Annotated in this window: 5 protein-coding genes; all 5 read right to left on the minus strand. The window is 71.2% G+C overall.

The window, feature by feature from the left end; all coding sequences use genetic code 11:
- Positions 1–14: 14 nt before the first annotated feature.
- Positions 15–8,564: an amino acid adenylation domain-containing protein gene (locus tag FM069_RS20760; protein WP_407681600.1), complete on the minus strand. Its 8,550-nt coding sequence runs from the start codon at positions 8,562–8,564 to the stop codon at positions 15–17.
- Between the two features lie 37 nt (positions 8,565–8,601).
- Positions 8,602–15,162, minus strand: coding sequence for a non-ribosomal peptide synthetase (locus tag FM069_RS20765; protein WP_143490317.1), 6,561 nt, complete (start codon positions 15,160–15,162; stop codon positions 8,602–8,604).
- Positions 15,163–15,275: 113 nt separating this feature from the next.
- The gene (locus tag FM069_RS20770; protein WP_143490318.1) at positions 15,276–16,130 is read right to left on the minus strand and encodes a formylglycine-generating enzyme family protein; all 855 of its coding nucleotides are present in this window, start codon (positions 16,128–16,130) and stop codon (positions 15,276–15,278) included.
- Between the two features lie 28 nt (positions 16,131–16,158).
- Positions 16,159–17,826, minus strand: coding sequence for a cyclic peptide export ABC transporter (locus FM069_RS20775; RefSeq protein ID WP_143490319.1), 1,668 nt, complete (start codon positions 17,824–17,826; stop codon positions 16,159–16,161).
- Positions 17,827–17,934: 108 nt separating this feature from the next.
- Positions 17,935–19,230, minus strand: coding sequence for a pyoverdine-tailoring periplasmic protein PvdN (pvdN, locus tag FM069_RS20780; protein ID WP_143490320.1), 1,296 nt, complete (start codon positions 19,228–19,230; stop codon positions 17,935–17,937).
- Positions 19,231–19,294: the final 64 nt, after the last annotated feature.

Genomic DNA, 19,294 nt, shown 5'->3' on the forward strand with positions numbered 1-19,294 from the left:
ATCCTGTGAATGGGTCAGGCGACGGGCGAAGCCGCCGGTGCCAGCCGTGCGTGCAGGGCGTCCAGCAAGCGTGGGTGGTCCAGCAGGTCGTAATGGCCGGTATTCAGCACCTGGGCGGGACAGCCATGCAGCACGCCCGCCTCGAAGCGTTGCCGCAGCGGCTCGTCGTCCCCTTGGGCCCACCAGCCATCTGCAGTGGTTCCCAGGGCGGGCAGTTCGTCCGCCTGGCGGGCGAGGTATTTCAGCCGGCAGGCCACCAGGAAGGTATGGGCGAGTTCTTCGGCACCCAAGGCGGCATGCCCGGCATTGGCGTGATCGGCGCTCGCCAGCACGTCCGCCACCAGGCGTTCCACCTCGGCCTGGTCCGGCTGCATCCGCGTCGTGTTGGCCAGGCGCACGTCGGTAGCCAGTAACACCTGCAGGAACTGTCGCAGCTCCTCTGCCCAAGGCGTGTCGTCGGGAGCGGGCTCCATGGAGGGCAGGTAGCTGTCCACCAGGCCGAGGTAGGCGATGGCCTGGCCCTGCCGTTCCAGCTCCCTGGCCACCAGGACCGCGAGGGTTCCGCCCAGGGACCAGCCGAGCAGGTGGTAGGGCCCGCTCGGTTGCTTCTGCCGGATGTACTGGGCGTAGTCGATGGCCATCGCCTCCAGGGAGTCGTCCTGCCAGGCGCGGTCCAGCAGCATCCGGCATTGCAGCCCATAGACGCTGCGCCGCCCCTCCAGTCGCCGGGCCAGGGGCTCGTAGTCGAACACGGTGCCGAAGCCGGCATGCAGGCAGAACAGCGGGGCGTTCCCCGGTACGGTGCGGTTCAACGGCAACAGCGGGTCCAGGTCAACGTCGTCCCGGGTCGCGTCGTCGTGATAGCCGGAGAGTTCGCCAATGGTGGGCTTGGCCATCATGTCCCGCAGTTTCAGCTCGAAGCCCAGGTCGCGTTGGGCACGGACCTTGGAGATCACCTTCAGGGTGCGCAGGGAGTCGCCGCCCAGTTCGAAGAAGTTGTCGGTCACGCCGACCTGTTCCACGCCCAGTACCTCCTGCCAGATGGCGGCGAGGCGCCGTTCCAGTTCGTTGCGCGGGGCGACGAAGGCGCGGCTGCGGAACGTGGGGGCCGGCAGCGCCTGGCGGTCCAGCTTGCCGTTGGGGCTTAGGGGGAAGGCGGCCAGCACCATCACCTGGGCCGGCACCATGTAGTCCGGCAGAGCCTGCTGCAGGCGTTGCCGCAGGGCATCGCCGAGGCCGGCGGTCTCGTCGGTCACCACGTACCCCACCAGTTGCTTGCCGGTCTCGTGCTCCCGGGCCACCACCAGGGCTTCGCGCACCTCGGGGAAACCACGCAGGCGGGCTTCGATCTCGCCCAGCTCGATGCGGAAGCCGCGGATCTTCACCTGGTGATCGAGACGCCCCAGGTAGTCGATCACGCCATCCGTGCGACGCCGCACCAGGTCACCGGTGCGGTACATGCGTTCGCCGGTGGCGAACGGGTCGGCGACGAACCGCTCGGCGGTGAGCCCCGGGCGGTCGTGATAGCCCCGGGCCAGGGCGTCGCCGCCGATGTACAGTTCGCCGGCCACACCGTCGGGAAGCAGGTTGAGTTCGCCGTCCAGCACGTACAGCCGGCGCTGTCCGACCCGCTGGCCGATGGGAGCGTAGGCCGCGCCGCAGGTCTCGCCGGCGGCCACTTTCCACAGCATCGGCGTGACCACGGTCTCGGTGGGGCCGTAGCCATTGGTCAGGTAGCGCGGCTGCAAGGCGCGGGTGACCTGGCGGAACGCGGCATCGGCCACCGCGTCGCCGCCGAAGCAGTAGATGCGCACCGGCGGTGGATTGCCCTGGGCCTCGGCATGGTCGGCCAGCTGTTGCAGGTAGGCCGGCGGGAAGCAGGCGATGCTGATGCGCTCCCGGTGCAGGGCTTGCCAGGTCTGCTCCGGCGTCCACAGCCCGTTGTCGCGGATCACCAGGCAGCCGCCGGCCAGCAGGGTGGACAGCCAGCGTTCATGGGCCCCGTCGAAGGCGAAGGACATGAACAGCAGCTCGCGGGTGCCCTCGTCCATCTCGTAGAGGCGGACGATGGCCTCGCAGTGCCCGCGCAGCGGCCCGTGGGCCACGGCGACTCCCTTAGGCTTGCCGGTGGAGCCCGACGTATAGATCAGGTAGGCGAGGTGGTCCGGCAGGGCGCGTTGCGGCGGGCAGTCCGCCGGCTGGCTCGCCAGGGGCAGGTGCTCCAGCACCGCTGGCGCCAGTCCGTCCACCTGCGGCAGGCGCCGCGGGACGTCGCGGTGGGTCAGCAGCAGCGCCATGCGCGAGTCCTCCATGATCCAGCGCAGGCGATCCTCGGGGTAGTCGATGTCCATCGGCACGTAGGCCGCTCCGGCCTTGTGCACCGCGTAGAGCGCCACCACCAGGTCCAGGGAGCGCTCGAAGGCCACGCCCACGCGGTCGTCCGGGCCGATGCCGGCCGCCATCAGCCAATGGGCCAGGCGGTTGGCGCGGTCTTCCAGGCCGGCGTAGTCGAGGCTGTCCTCGCCGCAGACCAGGGCGGTCGCCCCGGGCTGGCGGGCCGCATGGGTACGAATGGCCTCCGCCACGGGCGGCAGCTGCCGGCCTTCACCGTCGAGCCGGTTGTCCTGCTCCAGCCGCTGGCGGGCGGCCCGGTCCAGCATCGGCAGGTCGCCCAGGCGCGCCTCGGGCCGCGCCAACAGGCCGTCCAGCAGGGTCTCGAACGCATCCACCAGGCGTGTACAGGCCTCATCGGTGAAGCGTTGGCGCAGGTAGAGGAACTCGATGTTCAGGTGGTCGCCCAGATGCACCGCCAGGTCCATGGCGAAGTTGGTGACGTCGCGGTTCTCGCTGCTGCCGAATCGCAGGCCGTTGTCGGCGGAGCCCTGCAGGCGCTTATCGAGGGGGTAGTTCTCGAAGACCAGGATGCTGTCGAACAGCGCCTGGCCGCCCTGGCCCGACCAGCGCTGGATGTCCGCCAGCGAGGCGTGCTCGTGGTCGCGTACCTGCAGGTTGTGCTGCTGCAGGGCCTGCAGCCAGTCGCCCACGGTGCCCTCGGGGCGCACGGTCTGGATGATCGGCAAGGTGTTGATGAACAGCCCCAGCATGTCCTCGGCGCCCGCAAGGCCCGCCGGGCGCCCGGCCACGGTGGCACCGAAGCAGACGCTGGCCTGGCCGGTGTAGCGGTGCAGCAGGAGCAGCCAGGCGGCCTGGATCAGGGTGTTGGGCGTGACCCGGTGGTGCCGGGCCGCTTCCAGCAAGCGCGCGGTGCGCGCCACGTCCCATTCCAGGTAGCGCGCCCCATGGCCGACGAGACCGGGGTCGGGCTGCGGGTGGGCGCAGGGCGCCAGGTGGGTCGGCGTCGCCAGGTTGGCCAACTGGTGCTTCCAGAAGGTTTCCAGGGCATCGGCGGGCTGGCGTCGCAGCCAGCCGATGTAGTCCCGGTAATCGCCCGCCACCGGCGGCAGCGGCTGGCCGGCGTAGGCGTGGAGCACTTCGCCCAGCAGCCGCGAACGGCTCCAGCCGTCCATGAGGATGTGGTGACTGGTCCAGATCAGGTGCCAGTTCTGCGCGTCCAAGCGCACCAGGGTCAGGCGTTGCAGGGGCGCCTGTTCCAGGTCGAAGCCGCGGGCGCAGTCGTCTTCGGCCAGTTGTCGCAGGGCCGCCTGCGGGTCGGCATGGCCGCGCCAGTCGAGCACCTCGATGGGCGTGTCCGCCTCGCGCAGCACCGCCTGCAGGGGTTCCTTCCAGTCGGTGCGGGACAGGAAGGCGCTGCGCAGGATGGCGTGGCGGCGCGTGGCCTGCCGCCAGGCGTCGGCGAAGCGCTGCACGTCCAGGCCCTCGACCGGCACGCTGGTCTGGTTGACGTAGAGGCCCTGGTCGTCTTCCTGGGAGTGGAACAGCATGCCCTGCTGCATGGGGGACAGCGGGTACAGGTCGTCCAGGGGGGCCTCGAACCTGGGCAGGGCGTCCAGCTGGCGCTGGTCCAGTCCGGACAAGGGCACGTCCGACGGGGTCAGGCCGCCGTCCACCACCTCCAGGCAATGGGTCACCAGGGTCTGGAGGTCACCGGCATAGGCATCGGCGAGCCGCTGCACGGTGGCGTCGTCGAACTGTTCCTCGCTGAAGGTCCAGCCCAGCACCAGCTCGCCGTCGTAGACCTCGCCGTTGATGCTCAGCCAGTTGTCCAGGGGCGCCTGGGGATCGTGGCAGGCACCGCTGGCCTCGGCGGCCGGGGCGAACAGGGCGTCCTCGTCGAAGCTGCCGTCGAACTGTCCCAGGTAGTTGAAGGTGACCCGGGGCTCGGGCAGCGCGGCCAGGCGCGCCCGGGCGGACGCATCGCCCAGGTGGCGCAGCACGCCATGGCCGATGCCGTTGTGGGGAATGCCGCGCAGGTGTTCCTTGACCGCCTTGAGGGTGGCGCCCGGGCTGGCCTCGACGGCGAGCCGGACGGGATAGGTCGAGGTGAACCAGCCGACGCTGCGGGTCAGGTCCAGGGTCTCGAAGAGGTCCTCGCGCCCGTGGCCTTCCAGCTGTACCAGGGTGGCCGGGGCGCCGGTCCAGCGGCCCAGGGTGGTGCCCAGGGCCGCCAGCAGCAGGTCGTTGACCCGGGTGCGGTAGGCGGCCGGCGCGTCCTGCAGCAACCGGCGGGTGGCGGCGCGATCGAGGCGCGTGTGGACGGTGCGCTGCACGGCCCGGCAGGCGCGGCCGGCGTCATGGTCTCGGGGCAGCTCGGCGGTGGCCCCGCGGTGCAGGTCTTCCCAGTAGGCCAGTTCGGCCTGCAGGGCGTCTTCGCGGGCGAAGGCGGACAGGCGTGCGGTCCAGTCGCGGAAGGCACTGGTCTTGGCCGGCAGGGCGATGGGGTGGCCCGCGACGGCGGCCTGGTAGGCGCCTTGCAGGTCCTCCAGCAGGATGCGCCAGGACACCCCGTCCACCACCAGGTGGTGGAACACCAGCAGCAGGCGTTGCTGGCCGTTCGGCAGGGTAGCCAGCACACCGCGGAGCAGGGGGCCGTCGCCCAGGTCGAGGCTCCGCTGGGCCGTTTCGCAGAGGGCTTCCAGGGCGGCCGCGTCGTCGACGTCGCGCTGCCAGAGCAGGTCGTTCGCCTCGGCGCCGGCGTGGTGGGCCTGCCAGCCCTCGGCACCGGGCTGGAAGCGCAGGCGCAGGGCATCGTGATGGCGGTACAGCGCATCGAGGGCGAGGGCCAGCGCGCCCGCGTCCAGGGAATGGCGGGGGCGCAGCAGCAGCGCCTGGTTCCAGTGCGGGCGCGCCGGGATGTCGCTGGCGAAGAACGCATGCTGGATCGGCGTCAGGCCGCTGGCGCCCTGGACGAGGCCCTGCTCGGCCATAACCGCTTCGCCGTGACGGGCGACGCGGGCCAGGGCCTGCACGGTCTGGTGCTCGAACAGGTCCCGAGGGGCCAGGCGGATACCCTGGCGACGGGCGCGGCTGACTACCTGGATGGCGATGATGGAGTCACCGCCCAAGCTGAAGAAATTGGCATCGGCGGCGACCCGTTCCAGCCCCAGCACGTCCTGCCAGATGGCGGCCAGGGTCTGCTCCATGGGCGTTTCGGGCGTGGCGCCGGCCGCATCCGCGGCGATCGCCGCCGGTGCCGGCAGGGCCTTGCGGTCCAGCTTGCCGTTGGGGGAGAGCGGCATGCGCTCCAGCAGTTCCCAACGGGTCGGCAGCATGTGCTCGGGCAGGCGGCTGCGCAGGTGCTGCTGCACGGCCTCCAGGCTGATCGCCGGGTCGCGGGTGTCCAGCACCAGGTAGGCCACCAGGTGGGTGGGCTTGTCCACCGGCAGCGCCAGCACGGCGGCCTCCCGTACGCCGGGCGCCTCCTGCAGGCGCGCCTCGATCTCCCCCAGTTCGATACGCTGGCCGCGCAGCTTCACCTGATGGTCGAGGCGGCCGAGGTATTCCAGGGCGCCGTCGTCCCGGTAGCGGGCCAGGTCGCCGGTGCGGTACAGCCGCTCGCCCGGCTGGAAGGGGTCGGGCACGAAGCGCTCGGCGGTGAGGGCGGGCCGGCGGTGGTAGCCGCGGGCCAGGCCCACGCCGCCCAGGTACAGCTCGCCGCTGCAGCCCACCGGCACCGGCGACAGCCCGGCGTCCAGCACGTGGGTGCGCAGGTTGGCGATGGGATGGCCGATGGGCACCGTGTCGCTGCCTTCGTCGCGGCAGGTCCAGTGGGTGACGTCGATGGCCGCCTCGGTGGGGCCGTAGAGGTTGTACAGGGCCGCGTTGGGCAGGCGCTCGAAGACCAGCGCCTGGGCCTCGGTGGGCAACGCCTCGCCACTGCAGACGATGCGCGTAAGGCTGTCGCAGGTGGCGGCCTCGTCCTCGTGGATGAAGGCCAGCAGCATGGAAGGGACGAAGTGCAGGGTGGTCACCGTGTCCCGGCGGATGGTCTCGATCAGGCGCGCGGGGTCGCGGTGCTCGCCCGGGGCGGCCACCACCAGGCAGGCGCCGGTCATCAGTGGCCAGAAGAACTCCCAGACCGACACGTCGAAGCTGAACGGGGTCTTCTGCAGCACCCGGTCCCGGGCCTCGAGGCCATAGGCCTCCTGCATCCAGGCGAGGCGATTGTAGAGCGCACCGTGGCTGTTCCCGGCGCCCTTGGGCCGGCCGGTGGAGCCGGAGGTGTAGATGACATAGGCCAGGTGGCCGGCCTGGAGCGTGGGTGCCGGGTCGTGCTCGGCGGTGGGCGCGTCGTCGCTGTCGTCGACGCACAGGCAGGCGAGGCCGGCGTTGGAGGGCAGGCGCTCCAACAGGGCGCGCTGGGTCAGCAGCAGGCCCACGCCGCTGTCGTCCAGCATGTAGGCCAGGCGCTCGGCGGGGTAGTCCGGGTCCAGGGGCACGTAGGCGCCGCCGGCCTTGAGCACCGCCAGCAGGCTCACCACCAGGTCTACCGAGCGCTCCATGGCGACACCCACCAGGGTGTCGGGGCCAACGCCGCGGGCCATCAGGCGATGGGCCAGGCGGTTGGCCTGGCGATTGAGCTGGTCGTAGCTCAGCTGCTGTCCGGCGAAGCGCAGCGCCGGGGCGTCCGGGGTAACCCGGGCCTGGCGCTCGAACAGGCGCTGGACGAAGGGCGTGTCCGGGTAGTCGCGGCGGGTGGCGTTCCAGTCGGCGAGGCGCTGGTGCTCTTCCGTCGCCAGCAGCGGCAGGTCGTCGAGGACGGCGTGCGGGGTGTCCAGCATGGCCTGCAGCAGGCTCAGCCAGTGGCGGCCGAGGGTTTCGATGCGGCCCGGCTCGAAGCGCGCGGGGTCGTAGATCAGGGCGGCCTGGAGCCCGTCGGGCTGGTCGTGGGTGCTCAGGGTGAGGTCGAACTGGGCGGGTTGGGCGCCGGCCTCCAGGGGTTCGATGCGCAGGCCGGCGAGGTCACCCGAGATCGTGCCGTCCTGTGCGCCGCTCTGGTGGTTGAACAGCACCTGGAACAGTGGCGTGTGGTCCAGGGAACGCTCCGGCTGCAGGCGTTCCACCAGGCGTTCGAAGGGCAGGTCCTGGTGGGTCTGGGCCGCCAGCGCGGTGTCACGCACCTGCTGGAACAGGTCGAGCACGCGCATGCCGGGTGCGAAGGTGGCCTTCAGCACCTGGGTGTTGACGAAGAAGCCGATCAGCCGCTCGGTCTCGGCCCGGGTGCGGTTGGCCACCGGCACGCCGACGCGGATGTCCGCCTGGCCGGAGTAACGGTGCAGCAGGGCCTGGAACGAGGCCAGCAACAGCATGAACGGCGTCGCCGCGTGGTCCCGGGCGACCTGCCGCAGGCGCTCGCCAAGGGCCGGGTCGATGGCCAGCTCCACCCGGGCGGCGGGCTGGCCGCTGTCTTCCGGACGGGCCCGGCGAGATGGCAATTGCAGCACCGGCTGCTCTTCGCCCAGTTGCGCCGTCCAGTAGGCCAGTTGCCGCGCTTCCTCGCCGGACGCCAGCCACTGGCGCTGCCAGGCCGCATAGTCGGCGTACTGGATCGGTAGCGCCGGCAGGTGGGGTGGCTGACCGGCATGCCAGGCCAGGTAGCCTTGCAGGAGTTCGTCCACCAGCAGCGCCGAGGACCAGCCATCGGAAACGATGTGGTGCAGGATCAGCGCCAGCACGTGGTGGTCGTCGCCCAGGCGCAACAGCCGCACCCGCAGGGGCGCTTCCCGGGCCAGGTCGAAGGGGCGCCGGGTGGTGTCGTCCAGGCAGGCGCGGACCTGTGCCGGGTCGTCCGCCAGCGGCTCGACCGGCAGCGCGAAGGAGGCCGGCGGGTCGATCACCTGGCGCGGGCCCTCGTCGTCTTCGACGAAGCGGGTGCGGAATACCGCGTGGCGCTCCACCAGGCTGGCGAAGCTGCGCCGCAGGGCGTCCACGTCCAGGGGGCCACGCAGGCTCAGGGCGGTGGGAATGTGGTAGGCGCTGCTCTGCGGGTCCAGCTGCCAGAGCACCCACTGGCGCTGCTGGGCGTAGGACAGGGGCCGCGGCTCGCCGTCCAGGGCTGGCTGGATCGGCAACCGGGCGACGTCCACGCCTTTCTGCCGAAGCAGCGCGAACAGGGCCTGGCGTTGCGGCCCGGGCAGGTTACGCAGCCGCTCGACGACGCCGGCGAGGGTACGGTTGGCGGCTTCAGACATGGGTTTCCTCCAGTTCGGCGAATGCGTCGAGGATCAGCGCCAGCTCGTCGTCGGCCGGGGCCGCGGCGCGGTGTTCCTCGATCCATGCGGCGAGGCGTTCGATAGAGCCGCGCAAGTAGAACTCCTTCACCGGCACCTCGATGCCCACCTCGTCGCGGATGCGGGCGATGACGCTGATCAGCTGCAGCGAATGGCCGCCCAGCTCGAAGAAGTTGTCATGCAGGCCGACCCGTTCCACTTGCAGCGCCTGGGCCCAGAGGGCCGCCAACTGGCCTTGCAACGGGGTCTGCGGGGCAGTCCATTGCCGCGCCGGGCCTGTGTTCGGGGTCGGCAGGGCGCGGCGGTCCAGCTTGCCGTTGGCGGTCAGCGGCAGCGCCGGCAGCAGCACCAGGTGCGCCGGCACCATGTACTCGGGCAGGCGCTCCAGCAGGTGGGCACGGAGGGTTTCGCGCAGGGCGTGCTGGGCGCCCGCATCGGCGTTCAGCAGGCCGGCATCCGCCGGCACCAGGTAGCCCGCCAGTTGCTCGGCGCCGTCCAGGGGCAGCACCCGCGCTTCCCGGACCTGGTCGTGGGTTTCCAGGCGTGCCTCGATCTCGCCCAGTTCGATGCGGAAGCCGCGGATCTTCACCTGGTGGTCGTTGCGGCCGATGTAGTCGAACTCGCCATCGGCGCGGCAGCGCGCCAGGTCGCCGGTGCGGTACAGGCGCGCACCCGGCTCGCCGGGGAAGGGCGAGGGGACGAAGCGCTCGGCGCTCAGGCCCGGCCGCCCCCGGTAGCCACGGGACAACCCCGGGCCGCCCACGTAGAGCTCGCCCACGCAGCCGGGCGCCACCGGTCGCAGGCCGGGGTCCAGCAGGTACCAGCCCAGGTCGGGGATCGCTTCGCCGATGGGGCTGCGCAGCGTCGACCCCAGGTCCTGCCGGCGCAGCGGTCGGTAGGTGACGTGCACGGTGGTCTCGGTGATGCCGTACATGTTGATCAGCTGCGGCGCCCGGTCGCCGAAACGCTCGAACCAGGGCGCGAGGCTGTCGGTTTCCAGGGCTTCGCCGCCAAACACCACGTAGCGCAGGGCCAGGTCCGGGCGCGGCTCGGCCGCGCAGAGGGTGCGCATCAGCGGACGGAACGCCGACGGGGTCTGGTTGAGCACGGTCACGCCTTCCCGCTGCAGCAGCGTGGCGAAGGCCTCGGGCGAGCGGCTGACAGCGTAGGGCACGATCACCAGGCGCCCGCCGTGGAGCAGCGCGCCGAAGATTTCCCAGACCGAGAAATCGAAGGCGAAGGAGTGGAACAGGGTCCACACGTCCCGTTCGCCGAAGCCGAACCAGGCATCGGTGGCGTCGAACAGCCGGGTGACGTTGCGCTGGGTCATCTGCGCGCCTTTCGGCCGCCCGGTGGAGCCGGAGGTGTAGATGACGTAGGTGAGGGCGTCCGCTGCGCTGTCCTGCTCGAGATCGTGGTCCGGGGCGGCCGCCAGCGCCGGGTCGTCATCCAGGCACAGCGGGCGGACCCGGTCGGGCAAGGCCGGCCAGCCGGCCAGCAGCTCGGCGCGGGTCAGCAGCAGCGCCAGGCCGCTGTCCTCCACCATGTACTGCAGGCGTTCGGCCGGGTAGTCGGGGTCCAGGGGCAGGTAGGCGGCGCCACTCTTGAGCACCGCCAGCAGGGCGACGATCAGCTCCGGCGAGCGCTCCAGGGCGACGCCCACCAGCACCTCCGGCCCGGCGCCCAGGGCGCGCAGACGGTGCGCCAGGCGGTTGGCGTCGCGGTTGAGGGCCGCGTAGGTGAGCGTGCGCGCCTCGTGGCTCACGGCGATGGCGTCGGGAGCGCGTTGGGCCATGGCTTCGATACGGCGTTGCAGGCTGGCGCCATCGGCGGCGGATGCCCTGTGAGGGTTCCAGCGCTGCAATTGCTCGGCGGCCCGCGTCTCATCCAGCAGCGGCAGGTCCACCAGGGGGCGTCCCGGTGCCTCGGTGACGGCCTGCAGCAAGGTCAGCCAGTGCTCCGCCAGGCGCTCTATGGTGGCGCCGTCGAACAGTTCCTTGGCGTAGCTGAAGCTGGCCGCCAGGGCCTCGCCCGCCTCGAAGGTACTGAGCATCAGCTCGAACTTGGCGCTGGGGTTCTCCGCCTCCAGCGCCTCGATCCGCAGGCCCGGCAGCGTCGCCGGGTCGCCGGCGTCTTCACTGCGGTGGTTGTACATCACCTGGAACAGCGGCGTATGGCCCAGGTCCCGCTCCGGCTGCAGCGCTTCCACCAACTGTTCGAACGGCAGGTCCTGGTGGGCCTGGGCGGCCAGGGTGTCCGCCTTGACCCGCTCGAGGAAGGTTTGAAATGGTTCGTCCGGACGGATCTCCGCGCGCAGCACCAGGGTGTTGACGAACAGGCCGATCAGGCCCTCGGTCTCCAGCCGGTTGCGGTTGGCGGTGGGCACGCCGACGCGGATGTCCAGTTGACCGGTATAGCGGTACAGCAGCGCCTGGAAGGCGGCCAGCAGCACGGTGAACAAGGTGGTGTGCTCGGCCTGGGCGAGGCGCCGCAGGGCGCGGGCCAGGGGCAGAGGCAGCTCCAGGTTGAGGGAGGCGCCGTCGCGGGTGACCAGGGCGTGGCGCGGCCGGTCCAGCGGCAGGTCCAGGGGCGGGTGGCGATCCCCCAGGCGGGCCTGCCAGTAGGCCAGCTGGCGTCGGGATTCGCCGCGGGCCATCCAATCCCGCTGCCAGGCCGCGTAGTCCGCGTACTGCACCGGCAGGGCCGGCAGCGCCGCCGGGACGCCGTTGCACTGGGCGGCGTAGAGGCGGGTCAGTTCGTCCACCATCACCGGCACCGAGCCGCCGTCGAAGGCGATGTGGTGCAGCACTGCGATGAGCACATGTTCATCGGGGGCCAGACGCGCCAGGGTCAGGCGCAGGGGCGCTTCGCGTTGCAGGTCGAACGGACGCCCGGCGGCCTGCTCGATCAGCGGGGTCACCGGCGTCCCGGCGGCCAGGGGCAGGACTTCCATGGCCGGCTCCAGCACACCGGGCGCCTCGATCCGCTGGATCACCTCGCCGTCCTGCTCCAGGTAACGGGTGCGCAGGATTTCGTGACGCTCCACCAGGGCGGCGAACGCCCGTTGCAGGGCGTCCAGGTCCAGGGCGCCCTGCAGGCGCAGCGCCAGGGGAATGCCGTAGGCGGCACTCTGCGGGTCGAGTTTCCACAGGAACCACTGGCGCAGCTGTGCGTAGGACAGCGGCAGCGCGCCCTCGCGGGGGATCGGCCGCAGCGGCGGCGAATCGTCCCCGCGCGCCTGCTCGACCCGTTCGACGAAGTCTTCCAGGCGCGGCCGCTCGAACAGGGCGCGCAACGGCACGTCGCAGGCCAGCCGCTGACGCAGCCGGCTGATCACCTGGGTGGCCAGCAGCGAATGGCCGCCGAGGCTGAAGAAGTCGTCATCCAGGCCGACGCGCTCCAGCTGCAGCACGTCCTGCCAGATCGCCGCCACCTGGCGCTGGGTCTCGCTCAGGGGCGCGCGGTGGGCGGCCTGGATGTCGCGCAGGTCCGGCGCGGGCAGCGCCTTGCGGTCCAGCTTGCCGTTGGGCGACAGCGGCAAGCGCGGCAGCGCCATCAGGTGGGTGGGCACCATGTAGTCCGGCAGCGCCTGGCGCAGGCGCTCCTGCAGCGTGGCACGCCAGGCGGCGAGGGCTTCGCCGTCTTCCAGCAGGCGGGCGTCGGTGGGCGCCAGGTAGGCGGCCAGTTGCAGACGCCCCGGTTCGCCCAGGGCCACCACCAGGGCCTCGCGGACCTCTGGCTGCTCCAGCAGGCGCGCCTCGATCTCCCCCAGTTCGATGCGGAATCCGCGGATCTTCACCTGGTGGTCGATGCGGCCGACGTATTCGATACCGCCGTCTTCCCGGTAGCGGGCCAGGTCGCCGGTGCGGTACAGGCGTCCGCCGGGCTGGGCGCCGAACGGGTCCGGGACGAAACGCTCGGCGCTCAGGCCCGGGCGGCCGAAGTAGCCGCGGGCCAGCAGGTCGCCGCCGATCACCAGTTCGCCGGTCACGCCGAGGGGCGCCGGCTGCAACCCGGCGTCGAGGATGTGAATGGCGCGGCCGGGCAGGACGTGGCCGATCGGCAAGTGGGCGGGCAACGGGCGGGTGCCGCTGACGTAATCGGTGCAGTCGTGACAGGTCACCGTGACCGTGGCTTCGGTGGGGCCGTAGGTGTTGAGCAGGCGTACCCCGACCAGGCCGGCGCGGCGCCACAGGGCCAGCCCTTCCACGGGCATCGCCTCGCCGCCGGCATGCACCTGACGCAGGCGGCCCATGGGCCGCGGGCCGGCCGCGGCGAAGTCCCGGGCGAGCATGAACCAGTAGGCGGTGGTGACATCCACCACGCTGATGGATTCGGCCAGCAGGGTGGCGTGGAAGGTCTCGCTGTCCCACAGTTCCGGTCCGCGCAGCACCACCGAGGCGCCTAGGGTCAGCGCCGGGTAGAGCTGCTCGACGAAGCCATCGAAATTGAAGGTGGAGAACTGCAGGACACGGTCGTCCGGGCGCAGGTCGAAGAACTCCACCGAGACCCGGGTGTGACGGGTCAGCGCCCGGTGCTCGATCCCGACGCCCTTGGGGCGGCCGGTGGAGCCGGAGGTGAACATCACGTAGGCGAGGTTGCGCGGGTCCGGCGTGCCTTCCAGGTTCGCCGCGGACCGCTCCGCCAGGTCGGCGCCATCCGCCGTCAGGCAGAGCCAGGGAAGGCCCGCCGGCAGCGGCAGGCGTGGCTGCAACGCGGCCTGGGTCAGTACCAGGGCCATGCCGCTGTCCTCGATCATCCAGCCCAGGCGCTCGGACGGGTAGGCCGGGTCCAGGGGCACGTAGGCGCCGCCGGCCTTGAGCACCGCCAGCAGGCCCACCACCATTTCCAGGGAGCGCTCCACAGCGATCCCCACCACGGTGTCGGGCCCGACGCCACGCTCCCGCAGGAGGTGGGCCAGGCGGTTGGCCCAGGCGTTCAGTTCGCTGTAGCTGAGGTGCCGCTCGCCCAGGGACAGGGCGAGGGCCTCCGGCCGTTCCGCAGCACGGGCCTCGAACAAGCGGTGCACGCAGGTGGCGTCCGGGTAGTCGTCAGCGCGCCGGTTCCACTGCACCAGCATGCGCTCGCGCTCGCTGTCGTCCAGCAGCGGCAGGGCGTCCAGGCGGCTGTCCGGCTGTGCCAGGAGCGCTTGCAGCAGTTGCAGCCAGTGGCGGGCGATGCGTTCGACGGTGTCTGGACGGTACAGCGCGGCGTTGTATTCCAGCACCGCCTCGACGCCTTCGGCGGTGGCGGCCACGTCTAGAGACAAGTCGAACTTGGCCTGGGCCGATTCGCCTTCCTCCAGGCTCACCTGCAGGCCGGGCAGCGCGGTCGCCGCGCCGCCGGCGTGCACCTGCCAGTTGAAGAGGGTCTGGAACAGCGGCGTGGCGCTGGCGGTACGTTCCACGTCGAAGCCTTCCAGCAGTTGCTCGAAGGGCACGTCGGCGTGCTCGAGGGCAGCCAGGGACTCCTCCCGCAGCCGCGCCAGCAGAGCACCCGCGGTCAGGCCCGGCTCCAGGCGGGCGCGGTACAGCTGGGTGCTCATGAAGCACCCCACCAGGCCCTGGGTCTCCGGACGCTGGCGGTTGGCGTAGGGCACGCCCACGGCGAAGCTGTCCTGGCCGCTGTAGCGGCTCAGCAGCAGTTGCCAGGCGGCCAGCAATGGAATGAATGGCGTCCCGCCCTGGGCCGCTGCCTGACGTTGCAGGGTCGCCACCAGTTCCGCCTCCAGGCGCACGCGGTGGTGCCCGGCGGGGCGCGGGTCGTCCAGGCGGCGCGGGAAATCGGTGGGCAGTTCCAGAGGCGGCAGGTGCTCGCCCAGGTAGCCTCGCCAGTAGGCCAGGGAGGCGTCGTGGCGGCGCTGGGGGTCGCGTTCCCAGCGGGCGTAGTCGGCGTACTGGATCGGCAGGGGCGGCAGCGGCGCGTCCGGGGTGGCGCTGCCGGCCAGGCGCAGCGCGGCGCTCAGGTCGGCCAGCAGGATCGGGTTGGACCAGGCGTCGGTGACGATGTGATGCAGGGTGATCAGCAGGGCGTGGACATCGTCGGCCAGGCGGAACAGGCAGGCGCGCAGCTGCCCCGGCTGGGTCAGGTCGAACGGACGCGCGGCTTCCTCGGCCAGGGCGGCGTCCAGGCGCGTGGTGCGAGCCTGATCGTCGAGGTCGGCGAGGTCCACCACCGGTACGTGCACACGCAGGCTGTCGACGGCCAGCTGCCGGGGGCCGTCATCGGCGTCGACGAAGCGGGTGCGCAGAATGGCGTGGCGGTCCACCAGCTTCTGCAGGGCGGCCACCAGGTGCGCGGGGTCCAGCGGGCCGCGCAGGTGAAGCAGGCGCGGCAGGTTGTAGGCGGCGTCCAGCGGGTCGTACTGCTGCAGGAACCACAGGCGCTGCTGGGCATGGGAGAGCGGGGCGGGCAGGTCGGTGGCCTGGGGGCGGATTCGCTCGTCGGCCTCGGCCTGGTCGGCGGCCAGCAGGGCCAGCAGATCGTCGTCGCTGATGTCGCTCGTCAGGGTCATGTCCACTACTCGCAGGAAAACGGGGGCACATTGCGTATGTCTGGGTAGACGAAGCGTTGCGGGGCGGATTTAGCGGCGGGCGGCCGGTGCGCGGGGGGCACCGGCGCGGGTCTTCAGAGGTCGCGGGCGACGCGGAAGCCGAGCCAGTCGGCGCGGTCTTCGGGGATGGTGTGGTTGCGGTTGGCGGAGCGGGAGAACACCGGCGCGCTGCTCCAGTCGTTGCCTCGGATCATGCGCAGGTCGCACTCGCCGCTGAGCCAGGCGCTGCCATCCGCCGGGGCGCCGTCGTAGCTGCGGTTGACGCAATCCTCCACCCATTCCCAGACATTGCCGTGCAGGTCGTGGAGGCCGAAGGCATTGGCCGGAAAGGCGCCGGCCGGCGAGGTGTAGTTGTAGCCGTCGGCCGCCCCGTAGGTGTTGGCGTGGCGGGCGATGTCGTAGCTGCCCTCGGCATCGAAGGGGAACGGGAAGGGGCCCTCGCTGCCGGCCCGGGCGGCGTATTCCCGCTCGGCCTCGCTGAGCAGGCGGTAGGGCTTGCCGGTGGTGCGCGCCAGCCAGGCGACGTAGCCGCGCGCTTCCTCCCAGTCCATGCAGACCGCCGGCTGGCGGGGCGACTGCTTGTAGGCGGGCCGGCCGGCCTTGCACTGCGGGGCGTCCTTGGGGTCGCCGTCGCCGATGTGCGCCCCACTGGCGCGGCGGTAGGCCTCCCATTCCCCGGCCAGCACCTGGAACTTGCCGACGGCGAAGGGCCTGGCGAAGGCCACCTCGTGCGGCGGGCCTTCGTCCGGCTCGCGGCCCACCTCGCTTTCCGGCGCGCCCATGACGAACCGGCCGGCCGGGACCACCACCATTTCCGGGCACTCCTTGCAGTCGCGGAACACCTGGCCTGGGGTATCCGGGGTGGCGGCGCAGGCGAGGCGGGCGCCGGCGAGCAGCAGGAGGGCGGCGAGGGGGCGTAGCGCAGGCATGGGAACTCCGTGTCGGGTGAGGGCGATGTCAGCCGATGGCTTCCAGCTCGGCGTGGGCGGGGGTGGCCACCACGCGGCCGCGCTCCATGCGCACCAGCTGGTCGGCGATGTGGAAGTAACGGTCGTCGTGGGAGATGACGATGATGGTCTTGCCCAGGCGCTTCAGGTCCGGCAGCAGCTCGGTGTAGAAGACCCGGCGGAAGGTGGGGTCCTGGTCCGCCGCCCATTCGTCGAACACCAGCACCGGGCGACCGTCCAGCCAGGCGTTGACCAGGGCCAGGCGCTTGCGCTGGCCGGTGGACAGGTCGGTGGTGGTGAAGGCGCCGTCGCGGATGCTCACCTTGTGGGCGATCTCCAGGCGTTCCAGGTACTGGCCGGCATCGGCGGGCAGCGGACGCTCGCCCTGGGCCAGCTCGTCGAACAGGTAGTAGTCGGCGAACACCGTGGTGAACAGTTGGCGGTAGTCGTCGCGGTTGCTGGCCACTACCGGCTCGCCGTCCACCCGCACCTCGCCCTGCTGCGGTGCGTAGAGCCCCAGCAGCAGCTTGATCAGGGTGGTCTTGCCGCAGCCGTTCTCGCCCACGATGAAGAGAATCTCGCCGGGGCGGATGTCCAGGTTCACCGGGCCCAGGCGGAACGCCTCGCCGCCTTCCACGGGCGGGAAGGCGTATTGCACGTCGCGCAACTCCAGGCGCTGGATCCGCCGGTCGCCGGCATCCTCGGCGGTCAGCAGCAGGTGCGGCTCGGGGGAGGAGAAGCGCGCCGAGAGGTCGGCGATGCGGCGGAAGGCGATCTGCGCGCGGCTGACGATGGGCAGGTTGCCGATGAGGTTCTCCAGCGGCCCCTTCATGTACAGCAGGATCAGCACGAAGCCGCTCATCACCTGGGGGTCGTGGTTGGGCCAGAGGGCCTGCAGGCCCAGGGCGACGCCGATGACCACGAAGAACAGCATCGAACCGAGGCTCTTGGCGATCACGAAGATGTTGATGGAGCGCACGTGAGTGTCGCAGATGCGGTCGGCGGTACCCTGGATCTTGCGGGTGTACATGTCATGGCGCCGCGGGCGGTGGATGCGCAGTTCCTTGGCGCCCTCGGCCACTGCCTGGTAGTGCTTCTGCAGCTCGTCCTCGGCATCCCGCGCGGCGTAGAAGCCCTGGATGCCCTTGTTGCGGGCGATGTACTGCACCAGCGAGCCGATGCCGATGGCCAGCACGGTGACCAGGAACATCGGCCAGGACAGCACCGCCAGGTAGCCGACGCAGCCCAGCACCACGGTCAGGGAAATGGCCAGGGGGGCGAAGGCGAAGGCGAAGTCGCTGATGGTATCGACGTCATGGGTGAGCACCGGGATCAGCCGGTGGGTGCGGTAGCGCTCGATCTGCTCGATGGGCGCCGAGAGCACCTTGGCGCCCAGTTCCTTGCGCAGGCTGGCGATGATCTTCTGGCCGACGTAGTTGCTACCGATGTCCGAGACGATGCTGCTGGCCAGCGCCAGGATGCACAGCAGGGCGAACGCCAGCACCAGGCCCCGGCCCAGCCCGTCCGCGCTGTGCAGCCCCTGGTTGATGGTGGCCAGCAGTGCCGTGACGCTGAGGCCGCCGACGATGCCCAGCAGCACCGACAGCGTCACCATCGGCCAGAACGGTTTGAGGATGCTCAGGAGTTCGCGGACGGCGCTGCGGGGTTGTGCGGTCATGGGGCTTCCTCGGGAGCGACGGGAGGTCGTGGAGCGGGGCGGGCGCCGGGCGGGGCCGGCGCTTCTGCTGGGAGTGACGAGCGATGGGCGCGCGAATTTAGCGCGGTGTCAGGCGTGGAAACCGCCCTGGCGCAGGAGGTCGGCCACCCGTTGCAGCTGGTCGCTGTCGTTCAGCAGGCCGGGGGCGGTGCGCACCAGCGGGCCGACGTCACGGTCCGTGGCGTCGGCGATGACCCGGTTCGCCTTGAGGTAGGCGGCGATCCGCTCCGGGTCGGCACCGTCGATGCGGAAGAAGGTGAAGCCGGCGGAGAGTTCCGGGCTGTCGGGGGTGACCAGGCGCAGGCCCGGCACGCCGCGCAGGTGCGCCTTGAGTTCGCCGTTGAGCTGGTGGATGCGCGCCTGCACGTCGGCCTTGCCCAGGCCCAGGTGAAACTCGAAAGCCTTGCCCAGCGCCCACTGGTGCTCGAAGGTGTGGTAGCCGCCGGGGGTCATGCTGGTGCCGAAGTCCTCGCTGGCGGAGAAACTCTCGATGGTGGGGCTGAGGTTCTCCAGCTGCGGCGTGCGGGAGCAGATGATCCCCGTGCCGCGCGGGCCGAACATCCACTTGTGGGTGCCGGCCATGAAGAAGTCGCAGTTCAGCTCGGCGAAGGACGCGTTCTCCACGCCGAAGCCGTGCACGCCGTCCACGCAGAAAAGGATGCGCTCGGCCGGTGCGCGGTCCCGGTTGTGTTCCGCCACCAGCGCGCCGATCTGTCCGATGGGCAGCTTCACGCCGCTGCCGGAGTGGACCCAGGTCAGGGCCAGCACGCGGGTGCTGGGGCGCAGGTTGGCCTTCAGGGTGCCTAGCACCTCGTCCACCGACACCGTATGGGGATCACGGAACAGGCGGATGGTGCGGATCGGCGTGCCGTCCTTTTCCGCGCGGAACTGCAGCGCGCCCTTGGTGGCGTAGTGCTCGTGCTCGGTGGTCAGCACTTCCTGGCCGGGGCGGATGGCGATGCCGTTGTAGACCAGGCCGATGCCCTCGGTGGTGCTGCCGGTGAGGGCGATCTGCGGCAGCTCCACCCCCAGGTAGCGGGCGGCCCAGGCGCGGCTGGCATCCTCGTGGCGCCAGATGTTGCGGTAGTCCATTTCCTCGGCCGGGTTGAAGTCGATGCGCCGGCGGTGGCGCTCGATCTCCTCGCGTACCACCCGGGGGTGGGAGGTGATGAGGAAACCGGCCAGGTGGGTGTAGCGCGGGTCCACGTCGAACTGCTCGCGGACCTGGCGCCAGCGTTCGGGGCCGGCGTCCCGGCTTGGGCTGGCGAGCGCCGCGGGGGCGCTGCCGGGGCTGGCGCAGGCCTGGAGCTGCAGGCCCGCGGCGAGCAGCCCGGCTTTCTTCAGGAAGTTTCTCCGATCATCCATTGTCGCGGTCCTTACTGCGGGTGCCGGGCGCCGGCGGGAGGGGTCAGGTGCGGGGCTCAGGGGC

Source organism: Pseudomonas mangiferae (assembly GCF_007109405.1).
GTDB lineage: Bacteria > Pseudomonadota > Gammaproteobacteria > Pseudomonadales > Pseudomonadaceae > Pseudomonas_T > Pseudomonas_T mangiferae.